Origin of the sequence: Streptacidiphilus sp. EB129, from assembly GCF_041262645.1 — a bacterium.
Lineage (GTDB): Bacteria > Actinomycetota > Actinomycetes > Streptomycetales > Streptomycetaceae > Streptacidiphilus.
Map to the genome: position 1 here is coordinate 128,153 of NZ_JBGCCS010000017.1, position 26,146 is coordinate 154,298.

Below are 26,146 nucleotides of genomic sequence, written 5' to 3' on the forward strand. Positions count from 1 at the left end.
CCCGCGTCCGGACACTCCGGCGCCGCGACGCCCTGACGCACCGTCGCAAGAACGTTTCTGTGCCTCAGCGTTTCGGTGCCCCGCTGACCGAACGTTCCGACGGCTCGGCGTCTCAGCCTTCATGTTCCCCGTACATCAGGGTTCCAGTCCGCGAATGCGCTGTTCGGTCAGCAGCGCCTCCGGGTCGCCGGTCGCACCGGCCGCCTGCCACTGCTGCCAGGCCCTGCGGTAGGCCTCCCTGGCCCGCCAGGGACCCGCGACCACCTCCAGGACCACGCCGCGCCGGTGGTGCGCGCGGGCGGCGAGCAACGGCAGGCCCGCGCGCTGGGCCGCGTCGGCCGCGCGCAGGTAGCCGAGCGAGGCCGCCTCCAGCAGTTCCCCGGAGTCCGCGCGCCGGCCCAGCTCCCAGCGCACGTCGCCCAGTTCAAGTCCGGCCCGGGCCTCGATCGCGGGTTCGGGGGCGCCGCGCTCGGCCTGCTCCAGCGACCACTGGGCCTCGTAGAGGTCGGCCAGCCGCCCCGCGGTCCGGTAGCGGGTCCGCAGCGCCTGGGCGAACATCAGCCGCCTGGCGGTCAGTTCGGGGTCCTGCTCGGTGGTCGCGGAGACCGCCTCGCGCAGCGCCTTGACCGCCTCGTCCAGGCCGGGACCCGCCGGGTTCAGCTCCAGCAGCACCCGGCCCCGGCTCGCCAGCAGCTCGGCCCGTTTGGGCGCGTCCAGCGGCACCAGCAGCAGCGCGTCGGTGAGCACCTGTTCCGCCGTCAGCAGCCGGTCCCGGTCCACCGGGTGGCTGCCGTTGGCGAGCAGCAGCCGTCCCAGCCGGTGCAGCGCCTCGGCCTGCAGCGCGTCGTCCGCGCGCTCCCGGGCCAGGTCGACGACCCGCCACAGCACCTGCTCGGCCCGCTCCACGGCCACCGTGCCGGCCGGCAGCAACCGGTCCTGCAGCAGCAGCGCCTCGGCCAGGTCCAGCAGCGCCTCACCGTCCTCAGGGCTCCGTACCGGTGCGGAGCCGTCCGCCGGTTCGGGGTCCTGCTGCTCCAGCCTGGCCGCGCCGGGGAAGCTCAGCCCGAGCCCGGAGCCCAGCAGCGCGACCGCGCGGAGCACCAGCTCCTGCTGTGCGCCGGGGTCCGGCTCGGGCTCCGCCGCGCGTACCCGGTCCAGCAGCACCCGCCCCAGCGTCAGTGCCAGCCGGGGCGGTCGCGCCGGCGGCGGCCACTGCGGCAGCAGCGCGTTCAGCGTCTCCTCGGCCTGCTCCAGCAGCCGCAGCCGCTCGCGCCGGTCCGCGGCCGACTCGCCGTCGCCGGCCAGCAGTTGCTCCTCGGTCCGGTACTGCAGCCGCAGCACCTCGGCGTAGCCGACGCCGGCGGCGGCCAGCCGCGGCGAGGACGGCTCGGCGGCGGCCAGGTCGATCCGCCACAGCTCCTCCGAGCGCAGCAGGTCGGCCTGCGCCGCGTGCCAGTCGCCCGCGGCATGGTGCAGCCCGGCGCGCTCCAGCAGCACTCCGGCCAGCACGCCGGTCACCGCGTCCCGGCGTTCGTCGTCGGCGTCCAGGGCCGCCTGCGCGACCTGCTCCGCCTCGTCCAGGACCGCCGGGTCGTGCCACACCAGCCAGGACGCGGCCAGCGCCTCGGCCAGCGGCAGCTGGCCCCGGGGCCCGGCCGCGCGCAGCAGTTGCACGGCTTCGAGCAGGTCGCGGCCGAAACCGTCGCGCCGGTAGCGGTCCAGCCTGGCCTGGCCGGAACGGGCCCGGTCGTCCAGCGGGGCCAGCGCCGGTTCGAAGCGGCGCAGCACGCTCTCGGAGACCCGCGCGAACGCCTCCGGCACCGCGCCCGCTCCGCTGCGCGCCTCGCGCGGGCTGTCGGAGAGGTAGGCGACGGCGACGGCCGGAAGATTGCGGGCGCCGTGCCCGAAGGTCCGTTCGATGTAGAGCGAGCAGTGCTTGAGCACCAGTGCGGCCTCACTGACCGTCAGCCGGCTCAGCAGCAGGTCGCGCACGCCGGGGGCGAAGTCGAACCAGAGCTCGCCGTCCGGCTGCGGCCCGTTCCCCCGCCGGGGTGTGAGCAGATCGCTGATCAGCACCTCGGCCAGCTCGGTGGGCCCGGTCTGCGGCAGCATGGCGCGCTGCACCAGCAGGATCACCGGCATGGTCAGCGCGGCGGCGGACAGGTGCATCGCCAACTGCCGGGCCGGCGGCGAGGCCTGGCGCTCGAAGCGGTGCAGCAGCTCCTCGGCCTCGTCCGGTACCGGCTCCGGGCGGGGCAGCGGTGTGCCGCCGCCGTTCGCGCCGATCCAGGCCGCGGCGCAGCGCACGGTGAGCCCGCCGCTGCCGCCGGCGAGCCGGGACCAGGCGCCGAGCGCGGCCGGCTCCGGGCTGAGTACCGGCAGCGGCAGGGCCGGCCCGAGCCGCTCCGGCGCGCGTGGGCCGAGGAACTCCGGGGCCCGGTAACTGCCGCCGCGGCGGCGCAGCCGCCCGGCCGCCACCGGCAGCGCGGTGCGGTCCCAGAGCCGCTGCGGCAGCGGCTGGATCAGCGCGACCGGGGTGTGCGCGGCCCAGCGGCAGAGCAGTCGCTGCAGCGCGCCGCCCTGCCACAGCGCCCCCATGCAGTCGCTGACCACCAGGCTGACCCGGCGCCCGGTGGGATCGTAGAGCTCTTCGGCGGAACGGGGCGGCTCCTCCCGGTTCCTGGCCGCGCCGACCCCCTCGCCGTCCGCGGTGGGACGCAGGTAGTGCACCGAGACCTTGCGGAAGGCGCCCACCTGCTCGGCGATGTCACGGAGCTGCCACAGCATCGGCTCCCAGACCGCCATCGCCGTGGAGCCGTCCATCAGCAGCTGCAGTTCGGCCTCGCGCCGCGGCACCTCGCGCAGCACCGGCAGCACCAGCCCCAGCCGGGCACTGCGCTCGGCGGTGGCGTCCTCGTCCAGCTCGGTACGGGCCGGGCGGATCCGGGGCAGGTAGCGCTGGAACGGGCGCAGCGCGCGCTGCAGCGCCAGCGGCGCGGGCAGCGGGGTGCCGGAGGGGACGCCGATGTCGCCGAGCGCGGCCACCGGAGTGGCGGCGAGCAGGCCCGCGGCGCGGCGCGGCAGCAGTCCGATGCCGCGCCGGGACGGCGGGCCGCCGTCCCGGGACCGGCCCTGCTCAGCCGGAACGGCCCCGGTCTCGGCCGACCCGGCCCGGCCCGGGGCCTCCGTCGTCGAGGGCAGATCGGCCGGAAGCCACTGCGACAGCCAGAAGGCGTCGGCCAGCTCCTCCGCGTCGAGGTCGATCCCCGCCTCCCGCAGGGTGCCGACCAGGTCGGACAGGGATCGCCGCGGCGCCGGATCCGGCATCGACGTTCACCGGGCCCGGTCGAGCGGACGGAGCAGCTCCGAGGTCAGCCGTTGCCTGGTGTCGTCGCCCTCGGGCCAGTCCGCCTGCTGGGTCAGGTGGATGGCGTTGAGCAGCTGGTCGATCGCGCGCATGTCGCCGGGGGCCCTGGCCAGGAAGCTGTCGATCACCGGTTCGTGGCGCTCGGCGGCGGTGTCGCCGAAGTGCGCGCGCACCATCCCGGCCAGCCGCTCCTTGTCCGGCGGCTCCAGTTGCAGGTGCAGGCAGCGGCGCAGCAGCGGTATCGGGAAGTCCCGTTCGCCGTTGCTGGTGAGCACGATGAAGGGGAACGCGCGGCAGCGCACCCGGCCCTCGCGTACCAGCACCGTGGTGCCGTCGTCGCAGAGCACCCGCACTTCGGGTGTCCGGTCCGCGATCCGTTCCAGTTCCGGAATCGTGAACTCGCCCTCCTCCAGCACGTTCAGGAGGTCGTTCGGCAGGTCGATGTCGCTCTTGTCCAACTCGTCGACCAGCAGCACCCGGGGCTGCGCGCTGGGCAGCAGGGCGGTGCCCAGCGGACCGAGTCTGACGTACCGTCCGATTCCGCCGTCGGGTTCGTCCGCGTACCGGCCGGGCTGGCCGGCCACCCGCTCGAACTGCAGGTCCTGCAAACGTCCCAGCGCGTCGTACTGGTAGAGGCCGTCCCGCAGCACGGTGCGGCTGACGATCGGCCAGCGCAGCACCCGGCCCAGGCCCAGCTCGTAGGCGACGGAGTGGGCCAGGGTGCTCTTGCCGCTGCCCGGGTCGCCGGTCACCAGCAGCGGGCGGCGCAGGTAGAGCGCGGCGTTGACCAGTTCCCGCTCCCGGGTGCCGGGGCGGTGGTTGCGGGCCTGCCGGCGCTGCACGCCGAGGCGGCGCTCGGTGGCGGCGTCCAGCGGGGCGGCCGGCGGCACCAGCGGGCCGCCGTCGAAGTCACGCCAGGGCGGTGCGGGAGGCAGGTCGGAGATCCCGTCGTGGGGTGCGCCCGTGCCGCGGTAGATCAACCACTCGCTCACATCTCGCTCCTCGTCGCCCACGCCGTCGTCGCTCCCCGTACTCACTACCGTAGGGCAGCGTATGCGCCGTACCAAGACGCCGCCCGGGCACAACTCCGCGACAATCGCCGCGTCACGGCAGCGGGTTGCCCGGGTCGTCGTAGAGCAGCACCAGGCTCCGGGCCCAGGCCTGCCCGGGGTCGTGCCCCTCGTGCGCCGCGCTGCGCAGTTCCTTGAGCCGCCAGGGCAGTTCGCTCACCTTGTGCTGCTCGATCCAGGTGCCGACCAGCTCCTTGAACTCCGCGCAGTGCGGGTCGCAGTCCGGGTGCGCGCCGATGTGCTCGCGCCAGACCGCGACCGCGTGGCCGTCGTCCAGCACCGCCCGTACCGCCGCGGCGTCCGCCCCCGGGCGGTCCCGGTGCCGGCACAGCACCGGGACCTCGCCGTCCAGGAACGACTGGTCCGGATCGCCCATCGCGCGGGCCCGCAGGTGCTCCGCGGCGGCGAGCCGCTGCCAGTGCCGGACCCAGCGGCTGTCCGGCTCGCCCCGGCGCGCGGAGTGCCGCAGCACCACCTCCCGGTCCGTGCCCAGCAGTCCGTCCCTGGTGCGCCAGGTGTGGGCGGGCGTGAGCAGCTGCTCCATCGGCGCGGCGATCTCCAGCCGCACCGGGAAGGCGTCCCCGTCCGCCTGCTCCAGCACCTCGCCGAGCAGGTCGCGGACCTCGCCGAGGGCCTCGTCCAGAGTCAGCTGGGCCCAGTCGTCGCCGACCCGGGCCGGTTTCCACTCGCCCGAGCCGTAGCCGTTGCTGATGCTCCAGCGGTAGTACGTCGGCTGGTTCTCGTAGCCGATCAGCGGTTCGATCTCGACCAGTATCGAGTTCGGCAGCCAGTCCATCGGACCGATCCTGATCCGCTCGGTCCAGTCCAGCGCCCGGCGCCGTTTGCGGATCCAGTCGGCCAGCCCCTGGGTGGCCTGGCTCGGCTGCGCGCCCGAGCGGCGCTCGGCCAGTTCCACCTCGCGGACCACCTTGCGCAGGTAGTTGAGGTGCTCCAGCTGGCGGTCGCCGAGCAGCGCGTAGCCGTCGCGCCAGGTACGCAGCGGGAACGGCCAGTCGCCCACCTCCCGGTCGTGCGAGGCCGGCATCACCCGCTCCACCACCCGGGGATGGGACGGCGGGGCCAGCCGCGACAGCCAGTCGAGCTCCTCCAGCCGGTCCAGCGGGTCCCAGGTGCTGGCCTGCCGGGCCAGCCGGCGCCGTACGTCGGTCCAGGTCGCGCCGGTGCGCCGGTCCAGGTCCTGGAGCTCCACATGCCAGGCGTCGTGCAGCCGCAGCAGCTCGTGGTACGGCTCGGTCCCGAGGTCCGGGGCGCCCGGCCGGCCGTGCTCCGGGCCCAGTCGGCGCAGCTCGTCCAGCGGCAGCACCATGCCGACGGTGGAGCCCTGCCTGGCCTTGACCACGCCCACCAGCTCGCCGCGCAGGAAGTCCACCAGCGGGCCGCCGGAGTAGCCGTTGCGCAGCAGCGTCACGTCGGAGACCAGGGTGGCGCGGCCCTCCTTGCCGCTGACCCGGCAGGTGGAGTCCACCGCGTCGAACGCGGTCGCCCCGGCCCGGTCCTGGTAGCCGAACAGGTGGGCGTTCTCGCACAGCACCGGGTCGCGGTCGCCGAGCCAGGCGACCGGCTGACGCGGCGGCGGATCCCGCAGCGCCACCAGCGCCAGGTCCGGGTCGTGCCGGGAGTCCGGGCCCTCGTCGCCGAGGAAGTAGGCCACCCGGCCGCGCAGCGTCTGTCCCTCTATCTGGACGCCGATGTCCTCGCGCTCGCCCAGGCCGCGGGTACGCCCCTGGTCGGCGAACACATGCGCGCAGGTGAGCACCCAGCCGGGGGCGACCAGCACCCCGCTGCCCCACACCACCCGGTTCGGAGCGCCCGGCGGACCGCCGATGCCGACCGTGGCGGCCCGGGCCAGCCCGACCAGCTCACCCGCCGCCCACTCGGCGTCCTGCTCGTCAGCCCCCGCCCCCACCACGGGCTCAGCCGCCGGTCTGCGGAGGGCCGGACTCCCGGCGCCAGGTGAGGGTGACCGACAGGTTCGCGCCCACGCTGCCGTCGGCGAGCAGGGCCACCGCCTTGCCCGGCCTGGCCGCGAGCTCGACGCCGAAGGTCACCTGCCACTCGTCCGGTGCGGCGTCCTTGGCCGCGTCCCGCAGCCAGTGCGCCACCCCGGTCACGATGTCGCCCAGACCCTCCACCCTGGCCACCACGGTGTCCCAGGCGCCGACGTTCTCCCAGCCGTGCGCGGCGGGCCCGTCGGCCCCCGGACTCCGGCTCCCGGGGACCCCGGCCGCGGGGGCCGGAGTGCCGGGATACGCGACCTCGGGAGGCGCGGGCTCGGAGCCCCAGCCCTGAGAGCCCCCCGCCGCGCCGCCGGCCGCCTGCGCGCCGAAAAGGTCGTCCGGCGGGTCCAGCCGGGTCACCCTGGCCATGATCCGTGCCCCGTCCGGCAGTTCGATGATTCTCGGCTGCTCGCTCATGGCGCTACCCCTCCCACTCCCGCCCCACGTGACGCTCTGTCAGGTTAGTCCACGGACTGTTGGAGTGCGAGGGCGCCGCCACCGCGCCGGAGCCGCCCCCGGAAAACCGGTGGCGCGGTCCGCAGGGGCGCCGGTAGGGTCATCGACGTTCGAGGGGCCGCCTGGGGGCGGCCTTCGTCGGAGCGTTCGGTGACCGAGCGTGGATGCAGGAGGTGAGGACATTGATGACTGTCATTGCGGTGGGCGTTGCCCGCACTGAGGAGTTCGTCATTCCCACCCCTGTGGTCTCCGGTTGACCTGAGCTGACTTCCGCGCGCTGTGCGCGCTGCCGGGGCCACCCTTCGAAGGGTTTCCCGTGTTCAACGCATTTCCCCCATCCGCTGCTTCGCACCCGCTCGCCGGCTACGGCTGGGACGACAGCTGGGCGGCCGAGTTCGCCCCGCACGCGGACGCGGCGCTGCTCCCCGGCCGGATCGTACGGGTCGACCGCGGCCGCTGTGAGGTCGTGGTCGCCGAAGCCGACCGGACGGTCTCGGTCCGTGCGGACATCGCCCCGGTGGTCGCGCACGATCCACTGGACTGGGCCTGCACCGGCGACTGGGCCGCGGTCTCCGTCTCCGCGGCCGGGACGTACGTGCAGGCGCTGCTGCCGCGGCGCACCGCGATGGTGCGGTCCACCTCGTCCAAGCGCTCCGACGGCCAGGTGCTGGCGGCCAACGTCGACACCGTGGTGATCGCCGTCTCGCTGGCCGCCGCACCCGACCTCGGCCGGGTCGAGCGCTTCATGGCGCTGGCCTGGGAGTCCGGCGCGCAGCCGCTGGTGGCCCTGACCAAGGCGGACCTGGCGACCGACGCCGTCCACGTCCGCGAGGACGTGGACGCGATCACTCCCGGTGCGGACGTGATCGTCGTCAGCGCCGTCACCGGTCGCGGCATCGAGGTGCTCGCCTCCTGCCTGCCCGGCACCAGTGCGCTGGTCGGCCAGTCCGGCGCGGGCAAGTCCACCCTCGCCAACGCGCTGGTCGGCGCGGACGTGATGACGGTCCAGTCGATCGCCGGCGACGGCAAGGGCCGGCACACCACCACGGCAAGGGAGTTGCTGCCGCTGTCCGGCGGTGGAGGGGTGCTCATCGACACCCCCGGGCTGCGCGGCGTCGGGATGTTCGACTCCGCGGACGGGCTGCAGCAGACCTTCTCGGAGATCGAGGAGCTCGCCGCGTCCTGCCGCTTCGCCGACTGCGCCCATCTCGGCGAACCCGGCTGCGCGGTCCAGGAGGCGATCGAGGACGGCCTGCTGACGCAGCGTCGACTCGACAGCTACCGCAAGCTGCTGCGCGAGAACGCCTGGATCGCCTCGCGCACCGACCAGCGGCTACGGGCGGAGCGGCTCAAGCACTGGAAGGCCATCGGCAGGGAGGGCGCCGCCGCGATGCGGGCCAAGGGCCGCCGTTGACCCCTGCCCGGTGAGGTCGGCCGCAACGGGGGTAGGTAGACGTCAGGGCGCCGCAACGGTGCCCTGACCGCCTGCCGGCAGAGGAGAGCATCCATGAGACCTGTCCGTGGCGACCCGGCGACCGAGCGGCCGGCCGAGGTCCGCGAGCCCCGGTACCGGCGCCGACGCGTCCCCTGGTACGTCTCCCTCCCGGTCACCTTCGCGGTGATCGCCGCCCTGTTCATCGCGGCCGGGAGGTTCAACTGGCTTCCGGGGCTCCCCAATCCCTTCGGCACCCGGCAGGTGGACCGCAGCCAGCCCGCCGTGCTGCAGTCGATCGAGAACATGAGCCGTTACGACGCGGCGGCGGGCAACTTCCAGATCGTCGTCGACCTCGACTCAGAGGCCAGGTTCCTGCCCTCGGCTCTGCTCGGCCACCGGACCCTGTATGTGGCGGCCGGAACCGTGGACTCCTATGTCGACCTCGGCAAGGCCCAGGTCACCGTCAACGCCGACCGGACCAGCGCCGTCATCGTGCTGCCGCATGCCCAACTCGCCCAGGCGGCGCTGGATCCCAAGCGGTCCTACGTCTTCGCCGAGCAGCGCGGATTCTTCAACCGCGTCGCCGACTTCTTCTCCGGCGACCCCAACGACCAGCAGCAGCTCAACATCCTCGCCGTGCAGAAGATCCAGACCGCGGCCGGTGCCAGCGGCCTCACCGCCCGCGCCGAGGTCAACACCACCGCCATGCTCCAGGGTCTGCTGCGCTCGCTCGGCTTCAGCACGGTCTCGGTGGGCTACTGACGACCCCGTCTGCGTCAGCAGGCGCAGGCGATGCCGGAGGAGGGGGCGGTCAGCGGGTCGATCGGGTTGGTGACGGAGGTGGTGCCGGCCAGGGTGTCGAAGCCCTCGCGGACCCAGTACTCGTAGCCGCCGAGCATCTCCTTGACGCTGTAGCCGAGCCGGGCGAAGGCGAGCGCGGCGCGGGTCGCACCGTTGCAGCCGGGGCCCCAGCAGTAGGTGACGACGGTCAGCGAAGGGTCGACGAGCGTGGGCGCGAGCTCGGCGATCTGCGCGGTGGGGATGTGGATCGCGCCGGGAATCCGGCCCTGGGCCCAGGAGGCCGCACTGCGCGAGTCGACCACGACGATGCCGGGGGCGCCCGAGGCGAGGTCCGCGTGCACGTCGGAGACGTCGGCCTCGAACGCCAGCCGTGCGGCGAAGTGGGCGGCGGCCTCGGCGGGGGCGGCCGGGGCGACGCCGAGGACGGCGCCGGCGGTGTGGGCGGCGGTGGTGGTGTTGGCGGTCATGGTCGGGGCTCCTGGTTCCGTCGTACTGACGAGTGGCGATGTGCCCGACGCTCACTGCGTCGATGGATTGATCGTCGCGTGCCCGGGCCGGGGCGGACGAGTGGCGTGAACGCCCCCGTCCACCAAGATCCCGCCAGCCCGCATCAGGACCGCCATCGGGCGCCATCGCCATGTCCGATCGCCGCTAGTCGCACCCTTCCGGATACCGCAGACTGGACCCTGTGATTGACGAAGAGACCAGCTACCGGGCCGTGAGCAGCCGGGACGCCCGCTTCGACGGGGTGTTCTTCACAGCAGTCCGCACTACCGGCATCTACTGCCGTCCCAGCTGCCCGGCGATGACCCCCAAGCGTCAGAACGTCCACTTCTACCCCTCCGCCGCCGCCGCGCAGGGCGCCGGCTACCGGGCCTGCCGTCGCTGCCGTCCGGACGCCGTGCCCGGCTCGCCGGACTGGAACCTGCGGGCGGACCTGGTCGGCCGCGCCATGCGGATGATCGGGGACGGTGTCGTCGACCGGGAGGGCGTCACCGGTCTCGCCGCGCGCCTCGGCTACAGCGAGCGCCACCTCACCCGCGAGCTGGTCGCCGAGCTCGGCGCCGGGCCGCAGGCGCTGGCCCGCTCCCAGCGCGCCCACACCGCGCGGCTGCTGTTGCAGACCACCGACCTCAGCGTCACCGACACGGCCTTCGCCGCCGGTTTCGCCAGCGTGCGCCAGTTCAACGACACCATCCGCGACGTCTACGGGCTGACCCCGAGCGAGCTGCGGACGAAGTCCGCGCGGCCGGCCGCGACCACGGTGCCCGGCACGATCGCGCTGCGGCTGGCCCACCGCGAGCCGCTGGACGCCGAGCACCTGTTCGACTTTCTGGCGCTGCGCGCGGTCCCGGGCGTCGAGGAGATCGTCCGGCACGGCACCGGGCTGCGCGGCTACCGTCGCACCCTGGCGCTGCCCGGCGGTCCGGGCATCGCCGAGGTGGACGAGCCGCGCGGGCGGCAGGCCTGGCTGGACTGCCGGCTGCAACTGGCCAGCCTCCGCGACCTCGCGGCCGCGGTGCAGCGGCTGCGGGCCCTGTTCGACCTGGACGCCGACCCGGACGCGGTCGACCGCACCCTCGGCGCGGACCCGTACCTCGGCCCGCTGGTCGCCGCCCGCCCAGGGCTGCGCTCGCCCGGGCACGTCGACCCGCACGAGCTGGCCGCCCGCGCCGTCCTCGGCCAGCAGGTCACCGTCGCTGCGGCGCGGACCCTGGCGGGACGGCTGGCGGAGCGCTACGGAGAGCCGCTGGCCGCCCCGAGCGGCGGCCTGACCCGGCTCTTCCCCACGGCGGCGGCCCTCGCCGAAACCGATCCGGCGGACCTCGCCATGCCCGGCGCCCGGCAGCGGGCGCTGCGCGGCATGTGCGCGGCGCTCGCCTCCGGTGACGTCGACCTCCGGCCGGGAGTGGACCGGGAGGCGGCCTCGGCGGCACTGCTCGCCCTCCCCGGCATCGGCCCGTGGACGGTGTCCTACGTGCGGATGCGGGCGCTCGCCGACCCGGACGCCTACCTGCCCACCGACATCGGCGTGCGGCACGGCCTGCGCGCCGCGAACGCACCCGACGCGCCGGACACCGCCGCCTGGCGACCCTGGCGCTCCTACGCCGTCCACCACCTGTGGGCCGCGCTCTCCAGCCCGCAGGCCTCCACTCCGCAGCCCGCCACCGCGCAGCCCGCCACCACGCAGGCCCCCGACCCTTCTGCCACCTCTTCCCGGAGCGACCGATGACCCGCTACACCACCATGGACTCCCCGTTCGGCCCGCTGCTGCTGGTCGCCGACGAGCAGGGCCGGCTCACCCACGTGCTCGCCCCGGACACCAAGGGGCAGGTGAGCAGGCCCGACCCGGACTGGATCGCCGACCCCGCCCCCTTCGAGGAGGCGGCGGCGCAGCTCACCGCGTACTTCGCCGGCGACCTCAAGGAGTTCGACCTGCCGCTCGCGCCCAGCGGCACCGAGTTCCGCCGCCGGGTCTGGGAGGCGCTGGACTCCATCCCGTACGGCACCACCGTCACCTACGGGCAGCTGGCGGCGGCAGCGGGCCAGCCGCCGAACGCGGTACGCGCGGTCGCCGGGGCGATCGGCGCGAACCCGCTGCTGATCGTCCGCCCCTGCCACCGGGTGATCGGTGCCAACGGCTCGTTGACCGGTTTCGCGGCCGGGCTGGACGCCAAGCGCCATCTGCTGCGGCTCGAAGCGGCGGACCAGACACTGTTCGGCTGACCGGACGGGGTCGCCGGATCCACCGACCGACCGGGGCGCTACTCCGACGGATGCTCGACCTGCTGCTCGACCTGTTGCTCAGCGCCGAGCGCCGCGGCGAGACGCTCCAGGCCGCCCAGGGCGTTCATCACCGCCGCGCTGTCCTCCGCCGACAGGGCGGCCAGCGCGGCGGCCATCCGCCGTTCGTGCGCCCGCTGCCAGTCCGCCAGCTGGCGCAGCCCGGCCTCGGTGAGGGCGATCCGCGCGGTGCGGCGGTCGCCGGGGTCGGCCTGACGGTCCACGAAGCCCGCGTCCAGCAGCTTGCCGATCAGCCCGCTCACGGTGTTCGGAGCGAGTCGCTGACGGGTCGCCAACTCGCCCACCCGCAACGGCCCCGCCGCGAGCGTCTGCAGCAGTTCCACCTGCGCCATCGGCAGCGACTCCCAGGGGTAGTCGGTGCGGATGCTGCTCCGCAGCGCTCGGCGCAGCCGGGTCACCACGTCGGTGAGGCGCTGGACCTGATCGGGAGCGGCGGTGATGGCGAGGTCGGGGTCAGACATGCGCAAAGGATAACGACCAGCACCGACAGCAGACGTCGCTGATCAGGTGCGCGCCACCCAGCCGCGTTCGAAGGCATGCCAGCCGAGCTGCATCCGGGTGGTCACCGAGGCGATGTCCATCAGCCGCTTCACCCGCCGTTGCACCGTCCGCAGGCCGAGGTCGAGCTGCTTGGCGACGCTGGCGTCGGTCATTCCCACCAGCAGCATCGACAGGATCTGCAGGTCGACCCCGTCCGGCTGATCCCCGGCCTCGACCACCACCGTGGCCTCCGCCGGACCGGTCCCGTCCGCGGAACCCGACGGGCCCGCGGAGCGTGCCGGGTCGGCAGAGCCTTCCGGGTTGTGGCTGAGGCTGTGGCTGTGACTCAGGCGCAGCGGCAGGGCCTGTGCCCACACCGATTCGAACAGTCCGACCAGGCTCTCCAGCAGGCCACCGGCCCGTACCACCAGGGTGGACGGCTCGCCGCCGGGCGCGGCCAGCGGCCGCAGCGGCACCATGGCCAACGAACGGTCCGCGACCAGCAGCTTGGTGGGCACCCGGTCCGCGACCCGAACCTGCTCGTTGCGCTCCAGAGCCGCCGTCACCACCGGCAGCCCGCCCGGTGCGTCCAGTGCCGCCCGTTCGATGACCACACGGTAGTTGACCCCGCGCGCCACCGCCGCCGGCTCGGCGTTGTTGTCCCGGCCGCTGACCACCATGGGGGAGTGCGTGACCAGCGCCAGCAGTTCGCGCTCCGCGCCGAGTTGCAGCTGCTCGAACCGGTGCCGCACGGCGTCGGCGCCGACCACCGGTTCCACCAGGTCGTTCGGGCCGAGCCCGACGGCGTTGCGGCGGTACTCCTGGGCCAGGCTCTCGACCGCGAGTTCGGCCTGCTTGAGCTCGTGTCTTCGTGCCGACAGCACCGCCCCCAGCGCGACCGCCGGCGGCGCGGCGACATGCTGCCCGGGCAGGGTGGGCGACACGGCGACCAGCCCCAGGCGCTCCAGGCCGGCGAGCGCGCGGGCGACGGCCTCGCCGGGCAGCGCGAGCTTGTGCGCGAGTTCCTCGCCCGAGGCGGCGCCGAGCCCGACCAGGAGGCGGTAGACCTCTTCGCCCTCCTCGTCCAGTCCGACGAAGCCCAGCATCTGATCACCCGGTTCAGGATGTGGCCGCGGGCTGATCCCTGCGGCGCCTTGCAGCACGAGGGTGGTGCCGGTCGTCATCATGCCTGCTGGGAGCGGTTTTGCGTAGCCGGACGGGCGCGCCGGGAGTGTCAGCGGGGAGGTGCGGGGAAGGCTGGACGGGGGTCCGGTGCTGCTCCGTCGGTGTTCTGATTCGTCAGTTCGCCCTGGCTCGGCGGGGTCCTGCATGGAGAATGGCATCGGTCCAGGCATCCCACGGATCGCTGAGGAGACGCAGATGAGCAGCCAGGGAGCACGGCCGCCGGGAGAGGCGGACGGCGCGTGGTGGGACGCGGTCTACGCGGACCCGGAGGGCGAGGCTCCGGACGCTCCTGGGGCGGATTCCGGGCCGGGGAGCCTGGACGACTGGTTCGAGTCCGCCAGCGGCATGATCGCGGGCATCCATGCCGCGGACGCCGAGGCCCCGCGCGGACGTTCGACCCAGGACGGCCCGCCGACGCTGGTGGACGAACCTGTTCCCACCCTGCCCCTGCGCCCCCCGGCCCAGCGGCCCACGTCCTCCCCGTCCGCACCCCCCGTGGCGCCCCCGAGGGGGGTCCGGCCGCCGGACGCCCGCCCAATCGTTCCGCCCCAGGCAGCACCGCCCCAGACTGCACCGCCCCAGGCAGCGGCCTCGCCGGACGCCGAATCGCCTTCCACGCCCAAGGCCCCGTCCGCGTCGTCCGCCCCGTCCGCATCCTCCGCGCCGTCCGCGGCGTCACCGTCACCGTCCGCATCGCCCTCGGCGGAGTTGCCGCCGCTGCCGGTGCGGCCGCCGCGCATCCCGGCGGTCAGGGCGGACCCGCGCATCGTCGCCGCGCGTCCGCCGGAGCCGCCGACCGACGCGGTTCCGCCTGCCTGGGACGACGACGCCCCTGACGATCACGAGGCCCCTGACCAGTACGACGACGGCCATGACGGATACGACGACCGCGACGCGCACGAGGACGGCGACGGCGACGCCGACGTCCAGCCGGCCGCCCCCGCAGCGCCGTTGCCGCACGTCGGCGACCGCCCGCCCACCTACGACCCCGAGCCCACCGCGCTCCCCGCTGCCGACCCGGACCAGCTCGCGGGCACGGTCCCGGACACCGCCCTGGACGGCGCCCGCTACGGCACGATGACCCTGCGCGCCGCCTCGGTCCGCGGCGACTCGGCGCGGCACCGGGGCGACCCGCGCACCGACCGGCTGCTCGTGGTGCGCTTCGGCGAGGGCAGCGACGCACTGCTGCTGGTCGTCCTGGCCGCGCCCAGCGTCACCGACGACCCCGCCGCAGCGGAGGAGGCATGCCGACAGCTGGCCGCGTCGGTCGGACGCAGCCGACCGGAACTGCTGGCCGACCTGCGCGTGGGCGCGCAGGAACGGCTGCGCTACGGGCTGCAGCGGTTGACCGCGCGCGCCGCGCTGCGGCTGCAGCGATCGGAGACCGCGGGGGCGCTGCATGCGCTGATCGCGCCGCTCGACCCGACGAGCCGGCTGCGCGCCGGCTTCGGCCTGGGCCCCGGCGGGCTGCTGCTGCTCGGTGACGACGCCTGGTACGACGCCTACGCGGGCCGCCGACTCGCACCGCAGACCCCGCGCAGCGTGGCGCCGGATCCGCAGGAGACCGACCGCTTCCGCTTCCGCGTGGTGGTCCCGGAGCCCGGCGACGTGCTGCTGCTCTGCACCGACGGGCTGGCGCTCCCGCTGCGGGAGGAGCCGGCGGTGTCCGACTTCCTCGCCGAGCACTGGGCGCACCCGCATCCACCGGGCACCGTCGACTTCCTCCGCCACGTCCAGGTCCGCGCGAAGGGCTACGCCTCCGACCGTACGGTGGCGGCGATCTGGGAGGACTGACGAGCCGTCGGTCAGCCCTCCCGGGGCTCGGCCTCGGGCTCGGCCTTCCCGAGCTCGACGGCAGCAGCCGCAAGCTCGGTCTCGGCCGGAGCGTCGGACACGGCCGCAGTCTCGGCTTCGGCGGGGACCTTGGTGAGTACGAGCGTGGCGGGTACCGGCTCGGCGGCAGCCGCGGGGTCGGCGACGGCCTCCGGCGCGGGCGCCGCGACGGGCGCGGGCGGTGCGTCGGCGGGCGTGGTGGCGGGGACCGTGACCGGGGCGGGGACCGCGTCGGCGGGGGCCGGGGTCAGCGGGCCGGTCAGCGGGGGGACGGCCTGGTACGGCTGGGCGACCGCCGGGGCGCTCTGCGGCGGCACGGGGTACTGCGGCTGCGGGTAACCCTGCGGGTAGCCGGGGGCGGCAGGCATCTGCATCGCGTAGGGGTGGCCCACGCCGGGCCCCTGCAGGATCCGCAGCTGCTGCATGGTCGTGATCTTGCGGATCATCAGGATCGCGAGGACCGCCGCCGCCGGGTTCACGAGGTCCACCGCGACGCTGAAGCAGATGCTCGCCTGCTGCTGGCCCAGCGACGGGGACGCGCCGAAGGCCAGCCTCGCAACAACGCTGGCCACCGCGCAGACCCAGTACAGGCACCAGCAGGCCCACCACGCCGAGACCAGCCCGGCCCGGCGGTTGAAGCGCTCATGGGCGGCCGTCGACCCCAGCGGGCGGCTGGACACCCAGATGTCCCCGGCGACCAGGCGCGGCAGCCAGCAGAAGCCGACCGGTACGAACCAGCCGCCGATCGCCCAGCCACGTCCCAGGCGGCGCGGCATGTTCGGCTCCAGGACCTCCGAGAGGACCCGCGCCTTGTGGAACCAGACGATGAACACGATCACGGTGGCCAGCGCCGACGGTGCGGCCAGCAGCGCGCCGAACCCCTCGACGAAGGGCCCGGCGGTGCCCGGGACCCCGTCGTTGTGCAGGGATATCTCGGTGAAGGCGTCGCCGACGACGGCCATGACACTCGTGAACACCTGGACGGCCAGCAGGATCTGCGTCGCCAGCCCGACCCCGCTCGGCGCGCTCGGCGCGGTGTAGGCCACCGGGTAGAGCCCGGCCCCCTGGGCGCCCATCGGCGGCGCGGAGGCGTATCCGCAGGCGGGGCACCGTCCGTACGGATCGAGGTACGCGGACGAACAGGACGGACAAGGCACCGGGGGCTCCACCTGGAAGGCCCGCTCCTGAGTGGCGGGGCGGCTCAGGCTATGCGACCGGTATGACAACAGTCCATCGACTTGGCAGGCCCTCGAAGCATCGTCAGGGCAGGTGCAGGGTCTCGTCCAGGTATTCGCCGATGTGTGTCAGGGCCGCCTCCCGGCTCGTCTCGGGCAGCCCCGTGACGATGGGCGTCCCGAAGCCGTCCAGCAGCGCGCTGAACCGCACCGCGAACCGGTCCACGTCCACCGCGCGGAACTCACCGCCGGCGATCCCCTCGCGGAGCAGCCCGATCAGGTCGGCGCGCCAGACCGCCTCCAGTTCGACCTGGCCGCCGCGCATCGCCTCGACCGAGAGCGAGCGGCCCCACACCTCGATCCACAGCGTCCAGCGCGGGTCGCCGGTCCCGGTGGGGAGATAGAGCGCGACATAGCCGGCCAGCCGCTCGGCGGCGGGGACCGGCCGGGCGAGTACGGCGCGGCGGCGTTCGCCCAGCTGGCCCTCGCTCCAGCGCAGGGTCTCCAGCAGCATCGCGTCCTTGCTGCCGAAGTAGTAGAGCAGATGGCCGCCGCTCATCCCGAGCTGGCGGCCGAGCCCGGCCATGGTCAGCCCGGCGAGCCCGTGCTCGGCGATGGCCGCCATGGCGGCCGCGAACACCTCCTCGCGCGGGCGTGCGGGACGGCGACTCGCGCCCTGCTGCGGATGCTCCGCCACCACCGCACCTCCCTCGGGCCCGTCGGCCGGCTGCCGGGACCCGCAGCCTGGCTCACCGGTTCTCTGTCGACCGCCGTTCGAATGTCGTTCAAACCAGTAAACCAGCAGTCCAGAACCCGTGGCTCAGCCATCCGGCTCCCGCCCGCGCAGACACCGTCGGTCTGACGCACAGTGGAGAGCATGAGCCAGGAACTGACCCAGGAACTGACCGAGTACGTGAGCGGGGAGCAGATGAACGAGCAGGACATGGGCGGCGACCACCTCGATCAGTCGTCCGAGCCGCACCTCGTCGAGGTCGCGGCCTACCAGACCGACAGCCGGTACCGGCTGGTGCGGTTGAAGGGGATCGGCTGGGAGCCGATGGGGGAGAACGAGTTCCGGCTCAGGGTCCGGCAGGTGTTTCCCGAGATCGACTTCGACGATCCTGAACAGGTCCACTGGGCGGATCGCCCAGGCGAGTGGCCCCGCTGAAACGGCTCCGCTGAGACGGCTCACACGAACGCGAGCTGCGGATACTCCTGGCCGAGGACCTGGGCCGGATCAAAGTCCAGCACCTGGTGCAGCAGGGTGGCGTAGACGGATCTGAAGTCGGTGCTGTACTTGAGGTCGCCCGCGTCCAGGTCGGTGAGGCTGGGCTGGGCGCCGTAGAAGCCGCCCCGTACCGGTGAGCCCGCGATCAGCACCGGCCCGGCCGTGCCGTGGTCGGTGCCCTGGTTGGCGTTCGCCTGAACCCGGCGGCCGAACTCCGAATAGGCGGCCAGCACCACGGGGTTGGGGCCGTTCGCCACCTGGCCCAGGAAGGCGGTGACGGACTTGTCGAACTCGCCGAGCAGCTGCTCCTGGGTTCCCCGCTCGGCGGCGTGGGTGTCGAACCCGCCGAGGCTGACGGAGTAGACGCGGGTCGGCACCCTGGCCTGGATACAGGCGGCGACGATGTCCAGCTGGGACGCCAGCGGGTTGGTGTACTGCGTCGTCGCCAGGGTGAGGGTCGCGGGTGTCGAGGGCGTCGAGGGCGTCGAGCCGCTGGGCACCGGTCCGGTCGACGGCGTCGCGGACGGTGCGCCGGCCGCCTTCCCGGCCTTCGCTCCGGCCTTCGCTCCGGCCTTCGCCCTGCTGTCGAGCACGGCGCCGAAGGTGTGCGCCACCGTGAGCAGGTCGCGGTCGCTGGTCGTCGCCTGGGCCTGCGGCCCGGCGTCGGCCGCCGACGGCGTACCCAGCGCGGTGAAGGCCCGCAGGCTCTGCCCGCCGGGCAGCCGGAACGCGCTGGTGGGCAGCGCGGACCCGGCGGTGGACGCCCCCGCCAGCAGCGGCGGCAGCACCCCGCCGAGGGAGACCGCGCGCAGCGGGTCCTTGCCGGTGGCGTCCAGCCAGCGGCCCAGCCAGCCGGTGCTCTGCGGAGCCTCCGGGGAGGCGGTCTGCCAGATGTCCATGGACTGGAAGTGGCTGTGGCTCGGCGTGGGATAGCCGACCCCGCGCACCACCGCCAGCTGCTTCCGGCCCCACAGCCCGTGCAGGCCCTTCATCGCCGGGTTGAGGCCCAGGCCGTCGCCGAGGTCGAGCACCTGCTCAGGGGAGTAGGCCAGGTCGGGCCGGGCGTCCTGGTAGGCGTGGTCGGCGGCCGGGACGACCGTGCCGAGGCCGTCGTTGCCGCCGTACAGGGTCACCAGCACCAGGACGGCGGACTGGGCCGGCAACGGGTTGCTCGCGGCGCCGTGCGCGAGCTCCCGTATGCCGATGACGGTTCCCCCGGCGGCCAGCGCACCCGCGCCGACCACTCCGGAGGCGAGCAGGAACCTGCGCCGGGTCCACCGGTCCATCGCAGTCCTCATTTCTCTCCCCGCGCCGGGGGATGGTCACTGGGGAATCGTCGCTCGGGGTCGTCACTGCACCGCGTACTCGGGGGAGACCAGCGCCAGCAGCACCAGCTCCTTGGGATCCGCCGCGACCTGCTGCAGCGCGGCCCGGGTGCGCGGGGTCCACGCGCCCAGTCCGAGCAGCCGCGCTGCCGCGTCCACCCGCGAGGCGGGCGGGGCCGAGGCCACCGGCCCCAGGTCCCCTCCGGACACCGCCCAGCGGGCGAAGCCCAGCCGGGCCTGCACCGCCGCCGAGGTCAGCCAGGCGTTCCCGGCCGGCCAGCCGCCGACGTTCGGGGGCGCGAACGGAAGCTGCCCGAGCGCGTTCAGGGTTCCGAGCAGCGTGCTGCGGCTCCGTCCCGGTCCGGTGTCCACCCGGATGTTCAGCGCCCGCAGCGTGCCCACCACGTACTCGACCGGCTGCTTCACCAGCGCGCCGCGCACCTGGGTGCTGCGGAACACCGGGTCCAGCAGCAGCGCCTTGATCAGGGCGGTGACATCGCGCCCGGTCCCGTACGCGGGGAGCAGCCGCCCCAGCACGTCCGCGGGCACCGGTCCCGGCGCCGCCAGGCGGTTCCACAGCCGGGTCAGCAGGTAGGCGTGGGAGGCGGGCTGACTGATGATCAGGTCGACCAGGGAGTCCGCGTCGAAGTCGGCGGTGTGCCCCAGGATGGTCTTGGTTCCGTCGTCGTGTGCCGCGGGCACGAAGACCAACTGGTCGTTGGCGCGGTCGAGTCGCCAGCCGGTGAGCGCCCGCGCGGCCTCCCGTACGTCGGTCTCGGTGTAGTTGCCGACGCCCAGGGTGAACAGCTCCATCAGCTCGCGGCCGAGGTTCTCGTTCGGCGCCTTGCGGGTGCTGCCGGACGCGTCCAGCCACAGCGCCAGTGCCGGATCGCGGACCATGGCATGTGCGAGCACCCCGAAGTCGCCGCCGCCGAGGGTGCGCAGGGTCTGGTTCTGTCGGAGCATCAACTGCGGGCTGCGGACCTTCTGTTCCGAGGTGGCCCAGTGGCCGTGCCAGAAGAAGGTGCGCTTCTCCACCAGCGGGGCGGTGACCCGGGTCATCCGGTCCAGCCACCAGGCGACCAACTGCTGCTCCTGCTGCGCCCGTTGCTGGTCGGCGGCCTTCCGTGTGGCCGGATCGCGCCCGGTGTCCCGGATCTCGGGGCCGAGGTCCGGCAGCGGCGTCGCCGCAGCGCCCGGATCCCCGGCCGCGCCCGGTCCGGCGATCAGTGCGTCCACGGTGGCCGCGTAGCCGTTGCCGGCTGCGGCGTCGATCTCCTCGGGTCGCCCACCGAACCCCGCCCTGCGCAGCAGATGCGCGGCGTCGCCCCACGGATCCCCCGCCGGCGCGCCGGACGACACACCGGCTGTCGGTGTCGGTGCCGGTGTCGCCGCCGTGGTGCTCGCCGCAGCCGTCACCGTCGTCGCCGTTCTCATCGTCGCAGTCAATGCCACCCACCCCGCCGCCGCCACGCGCACCCGTCGCCGGGCAACCACCCGACGCGCCACCGACGTTAGGTCGCCTTCTTGTGGCTTTCCTGTGGCCCGCTGACCTTCCCGGAGGGGGTCGGCCCGCTGCTGAGCTGGACATTCGGGCACTGGACCGCCGCTCGCCCGGATGGTTCACTACTACCCTTGCGTTCGAATATCTGTTCGAGAGTGGCGTAGGCTGAGAGGGTCGAAAGGGATATGTCGGGCATCCGGTGGACTGGAAGGAGGGAGGCGCTGGTGTGTTTACGCATCTGCAGGTCGCCTCCGGCTTCTCCCTGCGCTTCGGTGCCTCCCACCCGGACGCCCTGGTCCGCCGGGCCGCCGAGTCCGGCATGGAAGCGCTGGCACTGACCGACCGCGACACCGTCTCGGGGGTGGTGCGGTTCGCCAAGGCGTGCCTGAAGGAAGGGGTGCGTCCGGTCTTCGGAGCGGAGCTGGCCGTCACCGCGTTCGAATCCGACCGGGGCACCGGTGCCCCGGTCCGCTCGCCGGCCGGTCCCCCGCGTCGTTCGCCGGTGCGGGGCGGGACGTTCGTGGACGAGTCCGCGCCGCGGGTCACGCTGCTGGCGCGGGACCGGACGGGGTGGGCGGCGCTGTGCCGCCTGCTGACCGCCGCCCACGCCGACCCGGACTCCCGGCGCCCGCTGCTGCCCCGTGCCGCCCTGGAACGGTACGCGGACGCCGGCGGCCTGACCGTGCTGCTCGGCCCGGACTCGGAGCCGCTGCGGGCGCTGGCCGCCGGGCGCCCGGACCGCGCCACCGTCCTGCTCGCACCCTGGCGCGAGCTGTTCGGCGACCGGCTGCGGCTGGCCGCGGTCGCCCACCACCAGGGTGATGCCGGGCCCGGATCACTGCGCCTGGCCGCGCGGACCGTGGGGCTGGCCGCCGACCTGGGCATCGAGGCCGTGCTGAGCAACGCGGTGCGCTACGCCGACCGCTCCCAGGCCCCGGTCGCCGACGTCCTGGACGCGGCCCGTCGGCTGGTGCCGATCGACGAGCGGCACCGTGACCGGGGGCAGCGCTGGCTCAAGCCCGAGACCGTCATGGCGCAGATCGCGGAGCGCGTCGCCGCGGCGGCCGGCCAGGAGTACGGGGGCGCGGCCCGGCTGCTCGCGGCGACCGAGCGCACCGCGCTGGAGTGCCGGATGGATCCGCACGCGGACCTGGGTCTGGGCGAGACGCACCTGCCCGAGCCGTTCATGGTGGGCGCGGACAAGCGCCCGGCGCACCGGGTGCTGCGGTCGAGGATGGTCACGGCGATGCTGCGGCGCGGCTACCACCACGACCACGACATCTGGGAGCGGCTGGAGGAGGAACTGAGGATCATCCGGAACCGGCGCTTCGAGACCTACTTCCTCACCGTGGCGGCCGTGGTCGACGACGCCCGCGGCCGGGGCATCCGGACCGCCGCCCGGGGCTCGGCGGCCGGGTCGCTGGTGGTGCACCTGCTGGGGATCGCCACCGCGAACCCGGTCGAGCACGGCCTGCTGATGGAGCGCTTCCTCTCCACCTACCGCCGCACGCTGCCGGACATCGACGTCGACGTGGAGTCCGCGCGGCGCCTGGAGGTCTACCGGGCCGCGTTCGAGCGGTTCGGCCCTGAGCGGGTGGCCGCGGTGGCGATGCCGGAGACCTACCGGGTCCGCCACGCGATCCGCGACGCCGGTGCCGCCCTGGGCATCGACCCGGACGAGACCGGGCGGCTCGCGAAGGCGTTCCCGCACATCCGGGCCCGCGACGTGCGCTCGGCGATGGCGGAGCTCCCCGAACTGCGCGCGGTGGCCGCCGACGCGGACCGGTACGGACGTCTCTGGGACCTGGTGGAGGGTCTGGACGCGCTGCCGCGCGGCATCGCCATGCACCCCTGCGGGGTGCTGCTGTCGGACGCCACCCTGCTGGACCGCACCCCGGTACTGCCCACCCCGGGGGAGAACCTGCCGATGAGCTTCTTCGACAAGGAGGACGTGGAGGATCTGGGCCTGCTCAAACTGGACATCCTGGGAGTGCGGATGCAGTCGGCGATGGCGCACGCCGTCACCGAGATCGCCCGCACCACCGGCCGTCGCGTCGACCTGGACGACCCCGCCCAGGTCCCGCCGGAGGACCCGGCCACGTTCGAACTGATCCGCAGCTCCCAGACGCTGGGCTGCTTCCAGGTCGAGTCGCCCGGTCAGCGGGAGCTGATCGGGCGACTGCAGCCGGAGACCTTCCACGACCTGGTCGTCGACATCAGCCTGTTCCGGCCCGGCCCGGTCGCGGCGGACATGATCAGCCCGTTCATCGCGGCCCGGCACGGCAGACGCCGCCCGTACTACCCGCATCGGGACCTGGTCCCCGCGCTGGAGGGCACGCTGGGGGTGGTCGTGTTCAACGAGCAGGTGATGCAGATCGTGGCCACCATGACCGGCTGCGACCTCGGCTGGGGGGACGTCACCCGGCGCACCATGGGCGACACGGAGCGTCTGCCCAAGGTGGAGGCCTGGTTCCGGTCCTGCGCCAGGGAGAAGGGCTACTCGCGCGAGGTCGTCGACGAGGTCTGGGAGATCCTGCGCGCCATGGCCTCCTACGGCTTCGCCAAGGCCCACGCCGTGGCGTTCGCGGTGCCCACCTACCAGTCCGCGTGGCTCAAGGCCCACCACCCGGCCGCGTTCTACGCCGGACTGCTGACCCACGACCCGGGGATGTACCCGGCGCGGCTGATCCTCTCGGACGCGCGCCGGCGCGGGGTGCCGATCCTGCCCCTGGACGTCCAGTACTCGCAGGCCGACTACCGCACCGAGCCGGTCGACACCCCCGAGGGCCGCCGCTGGGGGGTGCGGCTGTCGCTCTCCGAGGTACAGGGCATCTCGACCGAGCAGACCGCCCGGATCGTGGCCGGCCAGCCCTACGTCTCGGTGTCGGACTGGTTCACCCGCGCCCGCCCCGCCCTCCCGGTGGCCGAACGGCTGGCCCGGGTGGGCGCCCTGGCCTCCCTCGGCCAGGGCCGGCCCCGCCGCGACCTGCTGCTCCAGGTCGCCGAACTGCACCGGCAGCACCGCGGCACCGCCATCCCCACCCAGCTCACCCTGGCCGACGACGACAGTCACGGTCACGGCGGTCACGGCGGCCACGGTCACAGCGGCGGTGGCGGACCGGCCCCCACCGGCCTGCCGGTGATGACCGCCAAGGAGGAACTCGGGGCGGAGCTGTCCGTCCTGGGCCTGGACGCCTCCCGGCACCTGATGACCGACCACCACCGGCTGCTCACCGAACTCGGGGTCGTCCCCGCCCACCGGCTGCCCGAACTGCGGACGGGCGAGCAGGTCCTGGTCGCCGGTGCCAAGGTCGCCAACCAGACCCCGCCGAACCGGACCGGCAAACGCATCCTGTTCGCGACCCTGGACGACAGCACCGGCCTGGTCGACCTCGCCTTCTTCGACGACGCCCAGCACTGCGCCCACACCGTCTTCCACAGCTTCCTGCTGCTGGTGCGCGGCACCATCGCCCGCCGCGGACCGCGCAGCCTCAGCGTGGTCGGCGCCCAGGCCTGGAACCTCGCCGAGCTCGCCGCCGCACGTGAGAGCGGCGGCCTGGACGAGGTCCGCCGGCTGCTCGCCGCCCACCCGGCGCCGAACGGCGCGACCGCCGCCCCGACCCCGGGCACGGACCGGGTGCTGACGCTGCCCAGCGGCTACACCCTGGCGCCCTGGGCAGACCTGCAGCCCGCCGGTGACGACGCCGCGGCCACCCGCAAGCTGTGGACCTCCAGCCCGGGGAGCGCCGGATGACGCACTCCGCAATGACGCACTCCACAATGACGCGAACCGCCAGGACCGTTGCCTACATGCACCTGCACCGGGTCTCCGACGAGACCTACCGGCAGCTGTTCGGCGTGCTGGCGGACGTCACCCCCGTGGTCCAGGCGCTGCCGTCCGACGCCGCCCTGCTGGACCTCACCGGCGCGCTGCGCTACTTCGACAGCACTCCGGCCGACCTCGGCATGCTGGCGCAGATCAAGGTGCTGGCCCGCTACGGCGTCGAGAGCACCGTGGGCATCGGCCCCAACCGCATGCTGGCCACCCTGGCCGCGCAGACCGCCGACCCCACCGCCGTCCGGGTCCTCCCCGACGACCCGGCGACGATCGCCGCCTTCCTCGGCCCGCTCCCGGTCCAGGCCCTGCCGGACGTCGGCCCCCGGACCGGCCGCGCGCTGGCGACCTACGGGCTGACCACCGTGGCAGACCTGCGCACCGTGCCACTGGCCACCCTGCAGCGAATCACCAGCGCCGGCACCGGGCGCCTCCTGGCCGAACGCGCGCACGGCCACGACCCCCGGACCGTCCAGCCGGGCGGGCCGCCCTCGACCCTGTCCGTACGCCGCGACTTCGACCGGGACACCCTCGACCCCGACACCACCCGCAGGGCCCTGCTCTCCTGCGCGCTGGAGCTGGGGGCCAGGCTGCGCGGCAGCGGCCAGGTGACCGGCCGACTCGAACTGGAGATCCGCTTCGCCGACCGTTCCAGCACCAGCCGCTCCCGCACCCTGCGTGAGGCGACCGACCACACCGCCACCCTCCAGCTCCAGCTCTACGACCTCTTCGAGAGCCTCGGCCTGCAGCGTGCCCGGCTGCGGACCATGAGCGTGCGGGCCCGGGGTCTGCGCCCGGTGGAGTCCGCGTCGGTGCAGCTCACCTTCGACCGCCGCACCGAACTCAGGCGACGGCTGGACCCGATCATGGACAAGGCCACCACCTGCTTCGGCCCCGGCGCCCTGACCCGGGCGGCGCTGCTGCTCGGCGGTGCGAGGCCCCGTCCCGCCGGTCACGCCGGGGCGTTATCCGTGACCGGAATGCTGTCGTCCACCACCGGGGAGCTGACGCTTCGTCAAGAACTGGTACGAACAAATGTCGCTGATCGTGCAACGGAACTGTGGTCCATGGGAGTCGTGGTGAACGGGGGGCTGTTGGTACGGAGCTCGTCCGCTGCGCGGCAGATCCGGATCAGCTCTCCCGGCCGCGAGCGGGCGCCACAGCAAGGACACGACAGTGACGCATGTCATCCGGAGGCGCCTGGCCTCCGCCGCGATCGTCGCAGGGCTGGTCTGGACCGGGGGTGCAGCGCTGACCGCGCCGGCGTTCGCGGCCCAGCCGGTCGCGGCACACAAGACGGTCGCGGCGCACAAGACGGCCGGCCGGTCGGCCACCGCCGAGTCGCCGCTGGACGCCGTGACCCGTGCCATCGCCGTCAACTACGCGCAGCAGCACTGGAACTGGACGTCCTGGAACGACAGCACGCCGGTGGCCTTCGGCAGCGGGCAGCCCAACTACCAGTGCGCCGAGTTCGTCGCCCGGTCGCTGGCCGCCGCCGGGCTGATCCCCGGCCTGTCCGCGGACGCCCCGCAGAGCGACTACTTCACGTACGCCGCACCCAATGGGAAGACCTACGACCTGCTGCTGATCTCGGATCTGCCGCAGTACCACAACCTCTATGACTTCCTG

General features: G+C 74.0%; 19 protein-coding genes. 8 read left to right on the top strand and 11 right to left on the bottom strand.

From position 1 onward, the window contains the following. Positions 1 to 135: 135 nt before the first annotated feature. From ABH925_RS21695 to ABH925_RS21710, 4 genes are all read right to left on the bottom strand, one after another. Positions 136 to 3,327, bottom strand: a complete 3,192-nt coding sequence (locus tag ABH925_RS21695; RefSeq protein WP_370150294.1) for an SAV_2336 N-terminal domain-related protein — start codon at positions 3,325 to 3,327, stop codon at positions 136 to 138. Between the two features lie 6 nt (positions 3,328 to 3,333). Then, positions 3,334 to 4,359: an AAA family ATPase gene (locus ABH925_RS21700; RefSeq protein ID WP_370150296.1), complete on the bottom strand. Its 1,026-nt coding sequence runs from the start codon at positions 4,357 to 4,359 to the stop codon at positions 3,334 to 3,336. Positions 4,360 to 4,471: 112 nt separating this feature from the next. Further along, positions 4,472 to 6,364 (bottom strand): trypsin-like peptidase domain-containing protein, encoded by a 1,893-nt coding sequence (locus tag ABH925_RS21705; RefSeq protein WP_370150298.1) that lies wholly within the window; start codon positions 6,362 to 6,364, stop codon positions 4,472 to 4,474. A 7-nt stretch (positions 6,365 to 6,371) separates the two neighbouring features. Further along, positions 6,372 to 6,872 (bottom strand): CU044_2847 family protein, encoded by a 501-nt coding sequence (locus tag ABH925_RS21710; RefSeq protein ID WP_370150300.1) that lies wholly within the window; start codon positions 6,870 to 6,872, stop codon positions 6,372 to 6,374. Positions 6,873 to 7,227: 355 nt separating this feature from the next. Between ABH925_RS21710 and rsgA the strand changes: the two genes are divergently transcribed. Both rsgA and ABH925_RS21720 read left to right on the top strand, forming a co-directional pair. Beyond that, positions 7,228 to 8,325 (top strand): ribosome small subunit-dependent GTPase A, encoded by a 1,098-nt coding sequence (gene rsgA, locus ABH925_RS21715; RefSeq protein ID WP_370150301.1) that lies wholly within the window; start codon positions 7,228 to 7,230, stop codon positions 8,323 to 8,325. Between the two features lie 93 nt (positions 8,326 to 8,418). Continuing rightward, complete coding sequence (locus tag ABH925_RS21720) at positions 8,419 to 9,108, top strand: DUF4230 domain-containing protein (RefSeq protein WP_370150302.1); 690 nt, start codon at positions 8,419 to 8,421, stop codon at positions 9,106 to 9,108. 14 nt (positions 9,109 to 9,122) lie between these two features. On the opposite strand, the gene ABH925_RS21725 is transcribed toward ABH925_RS21720, so the two are convergent. Next, positions 9,123 to 9,614 (bottom strand): rhodanese-like domain-containing protein, encoded by a 492-nt coding sequence (locus tag ABH925_RS21725; RefSeq protein ID WP_370150304.1) that lies wholly within the window; start codon positions 9,612 to 9,614, stop codon positions 9,123 to 9,125. 221 nt (positions 9,615 to 9,835) lie between these two features. Here ABH925_RS21725 and ABH925_RS21730 point away from each other — a divergent pair, with 221 nt between their 5' ends. Together ABH925_RS21730 and ABH925_RS21735 are read left to right on the top strand one after the other, a co-directional pair. After that, positions 9,836 to 11,380: an AlkA N-terminal domain-containing protein gene (locus tag ABH925_RS21730; protein ID WP_370150306.1), complete on the top strand. Its 1,545-nt coding sequence runs from the start codon at positions 9,836 to 9,838 to the stop codon at positions 11,378 to 11,380. Next, positions 11,377 to 11,874, top strand: a complete 498-nt coding sequence (locus tag ABH925_RS21735) for a methylated-DNA--[protein]-cysteine S-methyltransferase (RefSeq protein ID WP_370150307.1) — start codon at positions 11,377 to 11,379, stop codon at positions 11,872 to 11,874. The genes ABH925_RS21730 and ABH925_RS21735 overlap by 4 nt, the downstream gene beginning before the upstream one ends. Positions 11,875 to 11,912: 38 nt before the next feature. On the opposite strand, the gene ABH925_RS21740 is transcribed toward ABH925_RS21735, so the two are convergent. After that, the gene (locus ABH925_RS21740; RefSeq protein ID WP_370150310.1) at positions 11,913 to 12,413 is read right to left on the bottom strand and encodes a MarR family winged helix-turn-helix transcriptional regulator; all 501 of its coding nucleotides are present in this window, start codon (positions 12,411 to 12,413) and stop codon (positions 11,913 to 11,915) included. Between the two features lie 42 nt (positions 12,414 to 12,455). Next, a complete protein-coding gene (locus ABH925_RS21745) occupies positions 12,456 to 13,538 on the bottom strand; it encodes a helix-turn-helix transcriptional regulator (RefSeq protein WP_370150311.1) in 1,083 nt (360 codons plus the stop codon). A 274-nt stretch (positions 13,539 to 13,812) separates the two neighbouring features. Between ABH925_RS21745 and ABH925_RS21750 the strand changes: the two genes are divergently transcribed. Next, positions 13,813 to 15,411, top strand: coding sequence for a protein phosphatase 2C domain-containing protein (locus ABH925_RS21750; protein ID WP_370150312.1), 1,599 nt, complete (start codon positions 13,813 to 13,815; stop codon positions 15,409 to 15,411). An 11-nt stretch (positions 15,412 to 15,422) separates the two neighbouring features. On the opposite strand, the gene ABH925_RS21755 is transcribed toward ABH925_RS21750, so the two are convergent. Together ABH925_RS21755 and ABH925_RS21760 are read right to left on the bottom strand one after the other, a co-directional pair. Beyond that, positions 15,423 to 16,526, bottom strand: coding sequence for a DUF4328 domain-containing protein (locus tag ABH925_RS21755; RefSeq protein ID WP_370150313.1), 1,104 nt, complete (start codon positions 16,524 to 16,526; stop codon positions 15,423 to 15,425). Positions 16,527 to 16,710: 184 nt separating this feature from the next. Then, a complete protein-coding gene (locus ABH925_RS21760; protein ID WP_370150389.1) occupies positions 16,711 to 17,250 on the bottom strand; it encodes a TetR family transcriptional regulator C-terminal domain-containing protein in 540 nt (179 codons plus the stop codon). Between the two features lie 252 nt (positions 17,251 to 17,502). On the opposite strand from ABH925_RS21760, the gene ABH925_RS21765 reads away from it, so the two are divergent. After that, positions 17,503 to 17,793: a hypothetical protein gene (locus ABH925_RS21765; RefSeq protein ID WP_370150315.1), complete on the top strand. Its 291-nt coding sequence runs from the start codon at positions 17,503 to 17,505 to the stop codon at positions 17,791 to 17,793. Positions 17,794 to 17,813: 20 nt separating this feature from the next. Here ABH925_RS21765 and ABH925_RS21770 read toward each other — a convergent pair whose 3' ends face one another. Both ABH925_RS21770 and ABH925_RS21775 read right to left on the bottom strand, forming a co-directional pair. Then, on the bottom strand, positions 17,814 to 19,139 hold the full coding sequence (locus ABH925_RS21770; RefSeq protein WP_370150317.1) for a DUF1501 domain-containing protein: 1,326 nt from the start codon (positions 19,137 to 19,139) through the stop codon (positions 17,814 to 17,816). A 63-nt stretch (positions 19,140 to 19,202) separates the two neighbouring features. Beyond that, complete coding sequence (locus ABH925_RS21775) at positions 19,203 to 20,615, bottom strand: DUF1800 family protein (protein WP_370150319.1); 1,413 nt, start codon at positions 20,613 to 20,615, stop codon at positions 19,203 to 19,205. 293 nt (positions 20,616 to 20,908) lie between these two features. Here ABH925_RS21775 and ABH925_RS21780 point away from each other — a divergent pair, with 293 nt between their 5' ends. Beyond that, complete coding sequence (locus tag ABH925_RS21780) at positions 20,909 to 24,436, top strand: DNA polymerase III subunit alpha (RefSeq protein WP_370150320.1); 3,528 nt, start codon at positions 20,909 to 20,911, stop codon at positions 24,434 to 24,436. Beyond that, on the top strand, positions 24,433 to 26,139 hold the full coding sequence (locus ABH925_RS21785; RefSeq protein ID WP_370150321.1) for a hypothetical protein: 1,707 nt from the start codon (positions 24,433 to 24,435) through the stop codon (positions 26,137 to 26,139). The genes ABH925_RS21780 and ABH925_RS21785 overlap by 4 nt, the downstream gene beginning before the upstream one ends. Positions 26,140 to 26,146: the final 7 nt, after the last annotated feature.

Bases quoted from the DNA above. Each gene is read 5' to 3' on its own strand.
- ABH925_RS21725 (WP_370150304.1), bottom strand. From the start codon at position 9,614: ATGACCGCCAACACCACCACCGCCGCCCACACCGCCGGCGCCGTCCTC.
- ABH925_RS21755 (WP_370150313.1), bottom strand. From the start codon at position 16,526: ATGGGCGCCCAGGGGGCCGGGCTCTACCCGGTGGCCTACACCGCGCCG.
- ABH925_RS21760 (WP_370150389.1), bottom strand. From the start codon at position 17,250: ATGGCGGCCATCGCCGAGCACGGGCTCGCCGGGCTGACCATGGCCGGG.
- ABH925_RS21720 (WP_370150302.1), top strand. From the start codon at position 8,419: ATGAGACCTGTCCGTGGCGACCCGGCGACCGAGCGGCCGGCCGAGGTC.
- ABH925_RS21745 (WP_370150311.1), bottom strand. From the start codon at position 13,538: ATGCTGGGCTTCGTCGGACTGGACGAGGAGGGCGAAGAGGTCTACCGC.
- ABH925_RS21735 (WP_370150307.1), top strand. From the start codon at position 11,377: ATGACCCGCTACACCACCATGGACTCCCCGTTCGGCCCGCTGCTGCTG.
- ABH925_RS21770 (WP_370150317.1), bottom strand. From the start codon at position 19,139: ATGGACCGGTGGACCCGGCGCAGGTTCCTGCTCGCCTCCGGAGTGGTC.
- ABH925_RS21695 (WP_370150294.1), bottom strand. From the start codon at position 3,327: ATGCCGGATCCGGCGCCGCGGCGATCCCTGTCCGACCTGGTCGGCACC.
- ABH925_RS21785 (WP_370150321.1), top strand. From the start codon at position 24,433: ATGACGCACTCCGCAATGACGCACTCCACAATGACGCGAACCGCCAGG.
- ABH925_RS21765 (WP_370150315.1), top strand. From the start codon at position 17,503: ATGAGCCAGGAACTGACCCAGGAACTGACCGAGTACGTGAGCGGGGAG.
- ABH925_RS21775 (WP_370150319.1), bottom strand. From the start codon at position 20,615: ATGAGAACGGCGACGACGGTGACGGCTGCGGCGAGCACCACGGCGGCG.
- ABH925_RS21710 (WP_370150300.1), bottom strand. From the start codon at position 6,872: ATGAGCGAGCAGCCGAGAATCATCGAACTGCCGGACGGGGCACGGATC.
- ABH925_RS21740 (WP_370150310.1), bottom strand. From the start codon at position 12,413: ATGTCTGACCCCGACCTCGCCATCACCGCCGCTCCCGATCAGGTCCAG.
- ABH925_RS21750 (WP_370150312.1), top strand. From the start codon at position 13,813: ATGAGCAGCCAGGGAGCACGGCCGCCGGGAGAGGCGGACGGCGCGTGG.